Source organism: Rahnella victoriana (assembly GCF_004330295.1).
GTDB lineage: Bacteria > Pseudomonadota > Gammaproteobacteria > Enterobacterales > Enterobacteriaceae > Rahnella > Rahnella victoriana.
The window spans coordinates 189,549-201,472 of record NZ_SJOJ01000005.1 but is presented as its reverse complement, the minus strand read 5'-3'; the positions used below and the strand labels follow the sequence as shown (position 1 = coordinate 201,472).

Sequence of the window (11,924 nt, the reverse complement as noted above, 5' to 3'; positions counted from 1 at the left end):
TGTTATTTACCTTCGCGCTTAATCGTCATTGGGTAAACCGTGTCGCCGGTATAACGGCCCTGACACACGGCAGCGCCGGTCGCGCCCTGAGTACAGCTGATTTCCGGCATCTGATAGCGGGAACCGTCGCTGCATTTCGCCCTGTAACGGCTGTTAATCACCAGATTGCCTGATTGCATCAGACCGGCATTGGCCGCCGCACGGCAGGTCACGCCCGCGCCGTAAGTGATTTTCACCGTACCCTGACCTTGTTTGAACTGATAACGCAGCACCGGCGGTTTGCCGGTCACCGGATCTTTGATATCGACGACCACATTCCAGTTACCGTTAAGGAATTTGGTGGAACCGATTTTTACCGCGTCCGGCGGCATCACCAGCGCATTCTTGCTGACCGGCGCAGGGGCCGGTTCGGCGACAACCGGTGTATTTTCCACTTCCGCTACCGGTTGCGGCGCAGGGACAACCGCCGCAGGCGCGACCGGCAATGTCACCGGTTCCGGTGTTTTCACTTCCGGCGCGTTGATTTCTGCCGCCACCGGCGGCGGGGCGATCACCGCAGGCTGTGCTGCCGGCGGGTTAACCGCTTCAGGTTTCGGCACGGCGGCTTTCACCGTGTCAGTTGCTGGCGCAGGCGTGCGCGAATACAGCCAGCCTGCGGCCGAACCGGCCACCACCAGCGCCGCCACCGGCAGCGCCCAGATTAATGGCGATAATGTGCGGCGCGGGGCGGCAACCGGTTCCGGTTTCATCTCCTCCTGCTCAGCCGCACGGGCCTCGATGGTTTTGATCACCCGTACCGGTTCCGGCGCTTCAACCACCGGTTCCGGCGCGTTGATTTTTTCAGCCATCAGCGACAAGGTCGGCAGCGGCTCATCGGCTTTCAGGGTGTCACGCAGGGCGGCAAAAGGATCGGCATTGCTGGTGCTGTCGAGACTGACAAAGCCCCAGAACGTCAGCACCGGCTGACCACCGACCAGATAGACATGGTTTTGGTCCGGGAAACGAAACGCCTTTTCCAGCAGGGACCCGAAGAACTGACTGGCGGATTTTTCAGAGGATTTTGCTGCCTTGCTGATTTGCGCGACCACTTCCAGACAATTTTCCAGCTGACGCAAGGCCGAAGCGCGGGCAGCATCTGTCGCCGCCGCCCAGGACACCACTTTGCCTTCACGGGGGGAATACCAGTCGAGGCGGTCACCGGCCTCGTTAAGTTGCGGGATCGCCAGACAATCGGCAATCACAGGGTGTTTACGCAGACGTAAGGTTTCGCGTAATTGCAGGGCTGAGGCGTAAACCGGTTGCCCGTTTTCGCCCAGCGCAAGGATGTCATTGAGACTGCCACTGCGTAAAAATGATTTTGCCACGCCTGAATAGCCTTTATTGGTTTTGCCCGGCATCAGCGCACAGGCAGAAAAGGTTCATGATGCTGCCACTCTAGGCGATTTAAGCGAAATCAAACGGCGGAATAAGCGACAAAAAGGGTGGCTGTTTAGGGCGTGAGCGCGATGTAAAAGAAGGGAAACCCGTACGGGGGCAAAACGCGCTGTCAGCCCCCATGTGGTGGTCAGAAAATTACAGGTGGAAGTTATCGTACAGATGGCGTTCTATTGCGATCAGTTTGTTACGGTCATAATGACCAAAAAACAGCGGCCCGCCAATGGCGTTGATCGCCACGCCGCTGGCGGTGATCGCCGCCGATTTAAAATCACCGGCTTTTATCGCCCCCACAGTATCACGTGCAAATACCCGCGCTTCTGAAAGTGAAGCCGATGTTTCGTAAAGGCGTCCGTTTGTCACCGCAGTAATATTGCGTGAGATGCTTTGATACGCCTGCTCCGAAATACCCACATTGGCCTCGCGCAGCATTCTGTTAACGCAATACACCGCCTGCGCGTAAATCGAGAATTTGGTGGTTCTGATTATTTGTTGCTCAAGCTGCCCTCTGCGAAAGAGTCCCTGACCATTATCACCGTATGGCATTATCATTCCTTTTGACTTTCAGTTAAAAACAAACCTCTCCGCGCGGCGGAAAATAGCCTTTCCGCCGCGACGCATAATAATAGAAAGCCGTTTATTCCGACCCCTGAAAATCAGAAAAAAGTGATATGGCGCAAGGATAAAACGGCAGGGTAACAGGCTGTAAGATAATGACATTCACGCTGTGAATGTCATTAGATTTAGAAAGGAACTTAGTTAATAATCCCCCCGTATTTCAGTCCGTGCTTCAGTGCTGAAATAAGGTATCCAGCACGGAAGTAAGATGCTGACGCGCATCGCCCGACAACGACTGAAGGGGTAACGGTAAGCAAGGCGCAGACACTATCCCGAGGATCTCCGCCGCGGCAGCCACTACACGCAAACTGCCGTGTGAACGGAACAGCGCCCAGAGCGGCTCCAGCTGAGCAGACAGCGCCTGCGCAGTCTGCGCATCGCCTCTTTGCGCCGCGCGGGTGATCGCCAGCGGAATTTCCGGGAACAATCCGGCAATCACCGAATACCACACATCGCCGCCCTCGGTGAGCACCGTTGCCGCCGCCAGATCGCCCGCCGCGCCCAGCGTCACATGCGCAGGCACCTGCGGGCGGAGTGCTGCCAGCCGCTGGCGCGTGGTCAGCGGATCCGCTGAAAGACCGGGGATTTTGATGCTGCCGACGTGAGGCAGTTGCGCGATACGCGCATAAAGCGTATCGGAAAAATCAAAATGGGTGGTGGCCGGATTGTCGTAAACGCACAGCGGCACGGAAAGATGTCGGCTGACGGTTTCATACAGCGTAAACACTTCGTCTTCCGTCAGTTTCTGATAAGACACGGGAGCCAGTAACACCGCGCTGACGCCCGCCCGCTGGGCATCTTCCGCCAGATGCAGTACATCGGACGTACGCACCGACCCGATGCTGACCATCACCGGGATCCCTCTGGCATGTTCCACCGCCAGTCGCGCCACGCGGTCGCGTTCACTGTGTTTCAGATAGGCATAGCTGCCCGTCGAACCCAGCGCGCCGATCGAATCCACACCGGCCTCTGCCAGCCTTTCCATCAGTCTGACAAAGGCTTTCTCATCAATGCCTTTATCTGTCAGCGGTGTGAGAGGAAACGCACTTAATCCTGTGAACATCGGGTTCTCCGGAAGGGTGAATGAACAGACTTATCATAGAGCAGTGATTTACTTTTTGCCGGATACCGATGATCCGGCATCCGGTTTCAGGCGCAACATATCCAGCCAGCCGATCAGCGTCAGCACGGCAATCACGATAAAGGCCACTTTAAAACTCATGCCCGGTACCGATCCCCAGTGCAGTGCATCCACCAGTTGTTCACCGAGACGGGTCCCGAGCGCGCCCACCGTGATCCCCAGCCCCACGGAAAGCTGCAAGACCGTACTGAACAGGGTATTGGCGTCGGCCATTTGTTTCGCCGGTACGTCGGAAAACGCCAGCGTGCTGATACCCGTAAACTGCATCGAACGGCTGAGACCGCCGAGAAACAGCAATATCATCACCAGCCAGTCAGGCGTGCCGGGCGTCAGGAACGCGCAGAACAGCAGCGAAAACACGCTGAGCAGGCCATTGACCACCAGCACCGGACGAAAACCGAAACGGCGGATCAGCGGCGTGGTCGCCGGTTTCATGGCCAGATTCCCGGCGAACACCGCCAGCACCAGCAAACCGGCATGGAAGGGATCCAGCCCGAAACCGACCTGCAACATCAGCGGCAGCAGGAAAGGAACGGCGCTGATGGTTACCCGGAACAGCGAACCGCCGCCCATACTGATACGAAACGTCGGGATCACCAGCGCACCTAAATGCACCATCGGGGCAGGATCGCGGTACAAATGACGAACAGCCAGCACCGATAGCACCGCGCCCGCCAGCAACAACAGCACCGCAGTGGTCCATAAAATATGGTCCTGACTGATCAGTTCCAGACCTGTCACCAGCGACAGCATCGCCAGCCCGGTCAGCACAAACCCCGGCTTGTCAAAATGCTTCGGCTCTTCGGCAGGTTCCTGCGGAAACAACCGCCACGCCAGCATGATGGCGATGATCCCGAGCGGCACATTGATATAGAAAATCCAGTGCCAGGAGGCGTAGTGTGTGATGAACCCGCCGAGCGGCGGCCCGAGGATCGGCGCGACCAGCGCGGGCCAGGTCAGCGTGGCGATGGCTTTAATCAGCTGCGGTTTCGGCGTGGTTTTCAGTACGGTCAGACGCCCGACCGGCACCATCAGCGCACCGCCAATCCCCTGAATGATGCGCAAAATAATAAATTCGCTGACGCTGCTGGCCATGGCACAAAACAGGGAAGCCAGCGTAAACACGGCAAGGGCGAAGGTGAACACATTCCGCGCCCCGAACCGTTCTGCCGCCCAGCCACTGGCCGGGATCAGCACCGCCAGCGTGAGCATATAGGCGCTCATCCCGGCATTCAGATCTACAGCGGAAACCCCGAACGACAGGGCCATTTGCGGCAGCGCGGTGGCAATCACCGTGCCGTCAATGAACTCCATGAAAAAAGCCGCTGCCACCAATAAAGCAATTACGGAGAGACCCGAACTGACGGCGGACTCTTCCTGCGGATGTTCTGACGCATCCGATTTACTCTGGCTCATGTATTCTGTCCCGGATAAAACGACGTCGCTGCAAGATGCAGCAAAAGATAGATGATAAGTATCAAACCTATCACACACCTTTATGCGGGTTATAGATCAGACGAGGATCAAAAAGAGCGGTTTTTTACGCGCCGCTTACCGCCGTAAAAAACTCACCCTGTAACGGGCAGGCAAAATCACTCACATCCTCCTGCAGACACAGGGCGACATCAGCAGCAAAACCACGGCGTAACAACTCCCTTGCGGAGCCGCACTGTTCAAGTTCCGCCAGCGGCAGGTTGTCGTACACCGCACGGGCCGCACGGGCTTCAGGGGAAACAACGCGATGTGGCAAACGGGCAACCAATCCTCCCGCAGCGGCGAGATCTTCAATCGCCGGACGCAGACTGTTATCCGGCCATTTTTCACCGGCGGGGATCAGCAGAATGCGCTGATACTTTTCACAGGCGCGGGCAGTGGCAGTGAGATTACGAAAGCAGGCAGTGAAAATCGCGGCGTCATGGGTTCTGGCGGCAAAGGTCAATGCGGAACCGTTGGGGGAAGGCAGGACCAGCCGGGTTCCGGCGGAGATATTTTGCAAAGAGCAGGGCGAAAGCGTGAAACCCGGCCCCTGAAAACGCCGGTCAAACTGCGCGCATTGCGCATCCCGCGCAACGGCATACTGCTGCGCACTGGCGTCTTTCCACGGATACGGATACACCGTAGCGGCAGAGTCTGTTGCGATACTGACGCAGGTGGAAAACGACATCACATCGATAATCACGATGCAGTCGGCGTCCGCCGCCAGATGCTCCACCGCCTGCGCGCCCCATTCCAGACGAACATCAAAATCAGTTTGCGAAAAATCAGTCATTGAAGCGCCCTGGTGAGAATAACAAAGCAAGAAAAAGAGGATTTGTCAGGAAGTAAATTAACTACACTGAACAACACAATTTTAGCGGTCTGCATACATCAATAAAACAAGACATCAGATAATGTTCAATAGGGGATGTGAATGAAAAGTGGTGATTATTGCCGTCTGTTGCTGTTAGCCGCGATCTGGGGTGGCAGCTTTCTGTTTATGCGGGTGGCGTCTCCGGCGTTCGGGGCCATTAATACCGCGTTTCTCCGGGTGTTGTTCGGATTTATCGGGCTGGTGGTGATCCTCGCGGTGATGAGAACACCGCGCGATTATCAGCAAAAATTCGGCCGTTCGCTGCTGCTTGGGGTGATCAACTCCGGTTTGCCGTTCCTGATGTATTGTCTGGCCGCGCGCTGGCTTCCGGCGGGGTATTCCGCCATTCTCAACGCCACCACGCCGCTGATGGGGGTCGTGCTCGGCGGCCTGTTCTTCCATGAAACTGTGACGCTTAAAAAAGCACTCGGCGTGCTGACCGGCCTGTTCGGCATTACCTTGCTGACCACCACCGGCAGCGCAGAATCAGTCCCGCAACTGCTGGCGGGGGTGATAGCCTGTCTGGTGGCGACCGGTTGTTATGCTGTCGCCGGTTTCCTCACCCGTCGCTGGATCACCGAACGCGGCGGGCTGGATCCTAAACTGGTGGCTACCGGCAGTCAGCTGGGTGCCACATTGTTCCTGCTGCCGTTTTTCCTCTATACCTCGGCTACCGAAGCGCCGGTGACCTGGGCGCAGCCGCTGGTGTGGCTCTGTGTGCTGGCAGTCGGTTTCGTCTGCACCGCGTGGGCGTACATTTTGTATTTCCGGCTGATTGCCGATATCGGCCCGCTGCGCAGCATGACCGTGACATTCCTGATCCCGCCGTTCGGCATCCTCTGGGGGTATCTGCTGCTGAATGAAACGCTGTCTGAAGGGTTCTTTGCCGGTGGCATTCTGATCTGTCTGGCGGTTTGGCTGGTACTCAGTCCGGGAAAATCGCTGGCCGGAAAACCGAAAACACCCGCACCTGAAACCAAATAATCTCAGGCGCGGGCAGGGGATTAGCCGAGGTATTCGATAATGGATAATCCGCCGTTATAGTCGGTGCTGTAGATAATGCCTTGTGCATCGACAAAGACATCACAGGACTGGATCACCTGCGGCCTGCCGGGACGTTTATCCATCATGGTGGCGGGCGCGGCGGGCACCAGCGCACCGGTTTCTTTCGGCTGATACGGATTGCTGATGTCGTATGCCCGCACACCGGCATTCTGATAGGTGGCGAAAATCAGCGTTGAGCTGATAAAACTCCCCGGCCGGTTTTCATGCAGATTATGCGGTCCGAAGTGCGCCCCTTTGCTGACGTAGTCCCGTTCTTCCGGTTGCGGGAAGGTCGAAATACTGACCGGATTCGACGGCTCGCGCACGTCGAACAGCCAGATAAGTTTCTCGCCATCTTCCTGATTATCCAGCACCGCTTCATCCAGCACCACCAGCAGATCACGGTCGGGCAACGGCAGCGCGGTGTGCGTGCCGCCGCCAAATGGCGGGCTCCAGTTGCGGTGCGAAATCAGCTGCGGAGCAGTGCGGTCTTTGATATCCAGCAATGTCAGGCCGCCGTCGCGCCAGCTGGCATACGCCGTATCGCCGCTGATGATCGCGTGGTGCAGCGCGTAACGTTTGCCCTCCGGCCAGTCCGGCGTTTCACCGCCAGCGGTGTGCATACCCGGCAACCACCAGCGTCCTGCGACCTGAGGATTGCGCGGATCAGCCAGATCGAGGGTCAGAAAGATGTAATCGCTGTAGCCGTCAATCAGCGCGGACACATACGCCCAGCGCCCGCCGACATACCAGATACGATGCACGCCGATGCCTTCCAGCCCGAGAAAACCGATTTCTTTTGGCTGATCGGGCACCGAAATATCGAAGATGCGCACACCCGCGCTCCAGCCACGCTGCTGCGTACCCTGCACCGTCTCGCTGACGGAGCGGGTGTAATAGACTTTTTCATCGGCGAACCGCACATCCGCGAACAAATCACGGGCGTTGATCACCAGCAGTAAATCGTCGTGCGCCTGCAAATGCACATTCCAGGTGCCCGGCGGTGCCGCCACAAAACCGGCAGGGCGCGGATTTTTCGGGTCGCGTACATCCACAATGGAGAAACCCTGCGACACCATATGGCCGATATAGGCGTAGCCACGGTGAACCATCACCTGCACGCCGTCCGGTTTTCCACCCTGATCGCTGTGACCGATCAGCCGCATATTACGGCTGTACTCCGGGGTCGGGAGAGATTGCGTTGTCATAATCCGGCCTTATTTTTTATGCTGCGCTTCAAGGGTGGCGAACCACGGCGCAATGAAATCATCGGATTTGCCCCAGCCCGGGATCACTTTCGCCAGCGACGCGACGTTCACCGCATCCGGATGACTGATCAGCAACGCCTGCGGAATGGCCGCCGCTTTAAACTCATAGGTCGCCGGGGTTTTCTCACCGGCAATTTTGTTGGCCACCAGACGCAGGTTGATTGCGCCGATCAGTTTAGGATCTACCGCCACGCTCAGTTTCCACGGGCTGTTTGCGGCGCGCATCAGGCCGATATCCTGATTGGAAATATCGATGCTGTAGAGTTTGATTTCGGTGCGGCCATTTTCCTGCAAGGCTTTGTACGCGCCCTGACTGAACGCATCCCAGGTTCCCCAGATGGCGTCGATTTTGCCCTTAGGGTATTTCGCCAGCAGTGCGCCGATTTTATTGGCGGTATCGCCCTGAACATCCGAAGACACCGCGCCGACCGATTCCAGTTCATGAATGCCCGGACTGGCGGCTAACACTTTTTTATAGGCATCCTGACGACGTTCCATTGGCGGGAAACCGGCCACCCACAGTTTGACGATATTGGCTTTGCCGTTGAAATCTTTTACCAGTTGCCCGACGGAAAGATCGGTCAGCGAGGCGTCGTCCTGTTGGGTAACGGTCACACCGGGAATGTCACCGTTCACCGCCGTATCGAACACCGATACCGCGATGCCACTGGCCGTAATGCGTTTCAGCAGGTCGGTGGAATAAGGATCACGCCCCTGTGACAAAATAATGCCATCATATTTCTGGCTGATGGCCTGATTGACGAAATCCTGAAATTTGGCGTCGTCGCCGTTACTGAGGAAGGTGCTGACCTGAAAACCCAGTTTGCGGCCTTCCTGAATGGCGCCGGAGACAAACTGCGTGGTGTTGTCATCGGAGCCGAGATTGCGGATCACGGCGATGCGGACCGGCCCTTTATGGTCGGCTATCGCTTTCGGCACCGGCGCGGTGTCTGCCGCGAAAGCAGGAAAAACGGAGAGCAGGCTTAATGCCAGCAGTGAAGCAGAAAACAGTTTCATGTTTATTACCCTGTGTGGTTAATCATCATTTAACGGGAGGACAATTCACGCGAGCCCTTTGTGCAGGCTTTTATAGTGGGTTAATGAATTGATTGTCCGAGTTTTCATGACCGGGTAACACTTGGCAACGAACGAAAAGGCATAAGTTAATGCCAAAGAGTATTAGCCATCCGGATGTCCGGGCGTAGGATGTTAACAGCTTCTAAATTAAGGATTTCCCCATGAGTGATACTGATATCCGCGTGGTAACCGGCCCCGCCAACTATTTTTCTTTCCCCGGTGCGATCGACCGCCTTGCAGAATTTTATACGCCGGAACAGCTGGATAAAGCCCTGTGGATTTACGGCGAGCGCGCCCTGGTGGCCGCACAGGATTTTCTTCCGGAAGCCTTTACCGCATCGCAGGCAAAGCGCGTGTTGTTCAAAGCCCATTGCAGCGAAACCGAAGTGCAGCGCATTGTGGATATCGGCGGCCATGACCGTCAGGTAGTGATCGGTATCGGCGGCGGGGCGGTGCTGGATACCGCCAAAGTCGTGGCGCGACGTCTGGGATTGCCGGTTGTCGCTATCCCGACCATCGCCGCGACCTGTGCGGCCTGGACGCCGCTTTCCGTCTGGTATAACGACGAAGGGCAGGCGCTGCGTTACGAAATCTTTAACGACGCCAATCATCTGGTGCTGGTCGAACCGCGCATTATCCTGCGCGCGCCGAAAGCGTATCTGCTGGCCGGGATCGGCGACACGCTGGCGAAATGGTACGAAGCGGTCGTACTCAGTCCGCAGCCGGAAAAACTGCCATTAACCGTGCAGCTCGGTCTGAATACCGCGCTGACGATCCGCGACGTGTTACTCAATGAAAGCGAAGCTGCCTTGCAGGCGCAGGACGATAACCAGCTGACGCAGTCTTTCCTGAATGTACTGGATGCGATCATTGCAGGGGGCGGATTAGTCGGTGGTCTGGGCGACCGTTTCACACGCATTGCCGCCGCGCATTCCGTGCATAACGGTCTGACCGCGCTGCCGCAAACCGATGCTTTCCTGCACGGCACGAAAGTGGCTTACGGCATTCTGGTGCAAAGCGCCTTGCTCAATCAGCCGGAAGTGGTGACGCAGTTAACCGCACTGTACAAGGTGCTGGATCTGCCGGTGAGTCTGGCGGCGTTACAGGTGGATATTCATGATGAGCAACAGCTTTCCCGCCTGATTGAACGCACCCTGCAACCGGGCGAATCCATCCATCTGCTGCCGGGAAATCCTGACGCCGAACAACTGCGGCTGGCGTTTGAATTTGTGGAGAATAAATAAGACATCGGGTGTTTAATTCCCTGAACAGTAAACCCGGCATCAGCCGGGTTTACTGTTTATTTTCACGTTTCAAGACCTTAATGCCTGCCTTCACCATTGCCTCAATCATAACCATTATCAATAAAGTAGGGATTAACCCGGTAACGAAGAGCAACAGGACAAAAGTATCATCCTGCAATCCAGGCCACGGCGGCTCTCCGTAATCTGGCTTCATCAGTTGATCGAAATAATCCGCGATGGCTATCGATTTGATGTATTCAAAATCAATCAGCCAGCCGGGGAAGGGCGACAAAAGGTAATAATCTATAAAAATAAAAAGCGCCAGCCGCACCGCTATCTTAAAAAATACTGTGTTGTTCATTTACGTCCTGTGGAAAATGTTCATCAGTTTTTTTAAAACGGCTTCGATAATTGCAATACTGCACACAGCGATAATTGACGTCACAGTCACCGCGAAAATCAGAAAAGTCAGTTCTTCCATATCCCAGCGATCACCGAAATCGAACCCCAGTTCAGTCCGGTAAAATGCCACAACAGGATCTGTTATCAAATAAATGTAGTGAATGAATGAGCCGTTTAAAGGCGTCAAAAAGCGGGTTATTGCAATGAACAATAGCAACCGGCACCCAATTTTTAATGTTTTAAAAATGTATGCATGGCGCATTGATATCTCCAAAAACCTCAACCTCTCCAAACGCTTTTTGGCCTAAGACGGGAATCATCATTGTGTGAGCCTGAAGAAGCCGAACACGCAAAAGATTAAAATCAGCATGGTTGTAGAAGGTGATACATCCATCAGAAACCCCCGTACCGTCGGGCCTCAGAGGATGAAGTCGAAAATTACCGCGTTTTTTTGTCCCAAGATAGGTCCAATCATCCACCAGCGTATCCTGCCGATAAAGCGCAAACCATGAATCATAATCATTACCCGTTTTCCATTCCTTTCTCATTTGCTCAATCCAGGAATTCAGGCCGCCTTTAGGGCGTTCAACAATCCAGTACTTTCCTGGTGGAATAGGGCCATTCTTTATGTCTGAACATCCTTGCCTGTTTAATAAAGAATCCAGCCCGGAAAATACAGGAAAGATCCCCACCCCGGCACAATAAAGTTTCGCAATTTTTCCGCCCTCATAAAGGCGATTAAAATCCACTTTGCACGAAATCATCCCTGAACTCCATATTATGCATACAGGCTTGAATTCCACTCATCGGTAAAGCTGATATATCCATCGAGGTATAACCATGTGATTTTCTGGTATCCAAGACCAATTGATTCAGTGGGAATACTGGCCTGTCCGTCTGCATTTTTGAAATTGTGCATATGAGGATTGATGTGCAGAAGACGGACGCCTTCCATTGTCATATTCAAATATTCCTCTTCCATCCCGGCTGCGTTAATCCGATACCATTTGACCACTGCTGTTTGCAGCTTTTCATTGGTCGCCACCGCGCGATAAAGATAAGGCGTAGATTTATCAAACTCTTTGACAAGTCCCATCGTCTGGTGGACACGGGTTGACATTAATCGCCCGGTATTACCATCGAAAGGAACAGAAAGCCCATGCGTGTAACTTTGTACTTCAATGGCACCTTCACGACCTAAAATCTCAGAACCCCCGTGGATTAATACCCCTTTTGAATCGTATAACCACAAATAAGCAGGTACGGCCATAATGCAATCCCTTTGTTTTATGTGAGGGGATTACGTTATGCCTGTGGCAAAGAGTTGGCAATTAGCGGTCATTGTA

13 protein-coding genes are annotated in these 11,924 nt (G+C 55.0%); 2 read left to right on the top strand and 11 right to left on the bottom strand.

All coding sequences use genetic code 11. The features are described 5' to 3' along the window. Positions 1–2: 2 nt before the first annotated feature. The 5 genes from EYY67_RS06345 to EYY67_RS06325 all read right to left on the bottom strand — a co-directional run bounded on the left by EYY67_RS06345 (position 3) and on the right by EYY67_RS06325 (position 5,462). On the bottom strand, positions 3–1,364 hold the full coding sequence (locus EYY67_RS06345; RefSeq protein WP_131693097.1) for an SrfA family protein: 1,362 nt from the start codon (positions 1,362–1,364) through the stop codon (positions 3–5). Positions 1,365–1,572: 208 nt separating this feature from the next. Continuing rightward, positions 1,573–1,980 carry a hypothetical protein gene (locus EYY67_RS06340; protein ID WP_131693096.1) on the bottom strand — a complete coding sequence of 136 codons (408 nt, stop codon included), beginning with the start codon at positions 1,978–1,980 and terminating at the stop codon, positions 1,573–1,575. A gap of 244 nt (positions 1,981–2,224) precedes the next feature. Next, entirely contained in the window at positions 2,225–3,115 is an 891-nt protein-coding gene (locus EYY67_RS06335; RefSeq protein ID WP_131693095.1) for a dihydrodipicolinate synthase family protein, read from the bottom strand. Positions 3,116–3,163: 48 nt separating this feature from the next. After that, on the bottom strand, positions 3,164–4,609 hold the full coding sequence (locus EYY67_RS06330; RefSeq protein ID WP_131693094.1) for a DHA2 family efflux MFS transporter permease subunit: 1,446 nt from the start codon (positions 4,607–4,609) through the stop codon (positions 3,164–3,166). Positions 4,610–4,733: 124 nt separating this feature from the next. After that, positions 4,734–5,462, bottom strand: a complete 729-nt coding sequence (locus tag EYY67_RS06325) for a 2-phosphosulfolactate phosphatase (protein ID WP_131693093.1) — start codon at positions 5,460–5,462, stop codon at positions 4,734–4,736. Between the two features lie 141 nt (positions 5,463–5,603). On the opposite strand from EYY67_RS06325, the gene EYY67_RS06320 reads away from it, so the two are divergent. Beyond that, on the top strand, positions 5,604–6,527 hold the full coding sequence (locus tag EYY67_RS06320) for a DMT family transporter (RefSeq protein ID WP_119824321.1): 924 nt from the start codon (positions 5,604–5,606) through the stop codon (positions 6,525–6,527). A 20-nt stretch (positions 6,528–6,547) separates the two neighbouring features. Here the strand turns inward: EYY67_RS06320 and EYY67_RS06315 are convergent, their stop codons facing one another. Both EYY67_RS06315 and EYY67_RS06310 read right to left on the bottom strand, forming a co-directional pair. Continuing rightward, on the bottom strand, positions 6,548–7,795 hold the full coding sequence (locus EYY67_RS06315) for an LVIVD repeat-containing protein (RefSeq protein WP_095925743.1): 1,248 nt from the start codon (positions 7,793–7,795) through the stop codon (positions 6,548–6,550). A gap of 9 nt (positions 7,796–7,804) precedes the next feature. Beyond that, entirely contained in the window at positions 7,805–8,872 is a 1,068-nt protein-coding gene (locus EYY67_RS06310) for a sugar ABC transporter substrate-binding protein (RefSeq protein ID WP_119824325.1), read from the bottom strand. A gap of 221 nt (positions 8,873–9,093) precedes the next feature. Here EYY67_RS06310 and EYY67_RS06305 point away from each other — a divergent pair, with 221 nt between their 5' ends. Next, the gene (locus EYY67_RS06305) at positions 9,094–10,176 is read left to right on the top strand and encodes an oxidoreductase (protein WP_131693092.1); all 1,083 of its coding nucleotides are present in this window, start codon (positions 9,094–9,096) and stop codon (positions 10,174–10,176) included. 49 nt (positions 10,177–10,225) lie between these two features. On the opposite strand, the gene EYY67_RS06300 is transcribed toward EYY67_RS06305, so the two are convergent. From EYY67_RS06300 to EYY67_RS06285, 4 genes are read right to left on the bottom strand one after another with little or no spacing between them, the layout of a single operon-like run. After that, a complete protein-coding gene (locus EYY67_RS06300) occupies positions 10,226–10,537 on the bottom strand; it encodes a hypothetical protein (protein ID WP_131693091.1) in 312 nt (103 codons plus the stop codon). Beyond that, entirely contained in the window at positions 10,538–10,840 is a 303-nt protein-coding gene (locus EYY67_RS06295; RefSeq protein ID WP_131693090.1) for a hypothetical protein, read from the bottom strand. Further along, positions 10,818–11,342 (bottom strand): DUF2778 domain-containing protein, encoded by a 525-nt coding sequence (locus EYY67_RS06290; protein WP_131693089.1) that lies wholly within the window; start codon positions 11,340–11,342, stop codon positions 10,818–10,820. The genes EYY67_RS06295 and EYY67_RS06290 overlap by 23 nt, the downstream gene beginning before the upstream one ends. A 14-nt stretch (positions 11,343–11,356) precedes the next feature. After that, positions 11,357–11,848, bottom strand: a complete 492-nt coding sequence (locus EYY67_RS06285; protein ID WP_131693088.1) for an Hcp family type VI secretion system effector — start codon at positions 11,846–11,848, stop codon at positions 11,357–11,359. Positions 11,849–11,924 lie beyond the last annotated feature (76 nt).